The 369-nt window shown below is 53.7% G+C and carries 1 protein-coding gene; it reads right to left on the bottom strand.

Annotated elements, in window-relative coordinates:
• Window positions 1-369: RNA-guided endonuclease TnpB family protein (locus tag J9892_RS22735; RefSeq protein ID WP_210539100.1), on the bottom strand; the 369-nt coding region annotated here is incomplete at both ends.

Raw genomic sequence — 369 nt, 5'->3', positions numbered from 1 at the left:
GCTGGCAACCTTCAAATCCTCAATGACGATCATCGCGTGGTTTTTGCTGATAGTCGTTGTGACCTTGTGAAGGTAATCGCGGCGGGTATTGGCGATATGTGAGTGCAGCCGCTGGATCTTGGCTTTTTGTTTCTTCCAGTTGCTGCCGAACTTTACCTTTTTGCTCAACTGGCGTTGGAGCCTTGCCAGTTTGGTCTGATTGGTTTTGAAGCTGTTGACGGGTTCAAACACCGTGCCGTCTGACAGGGTTGCGAGCTTGGCGATCCCCGCATCTAGCCCGACCATTGAGCCGGAGGGGTGAATTGGCTCAAGCGTCTCCTGCTCGACCTGAAAGGAGATATACCAGTGCCCGGCTGCTTGGCTGACGGT

The sequence above is a fragment of the Aeromonas sp. Prich7-2 genome (assembly GCF_017939255.1).
GTDB lineage: Bacteria > Pseudomonadota > Gammaproteobacteria > Enterobacterales > Aeromonadaceae > Aeromonas > Aeromonas caviae.
This window is presented reverse-complemented; position numbering and strand designations above follow the sequence as displayed.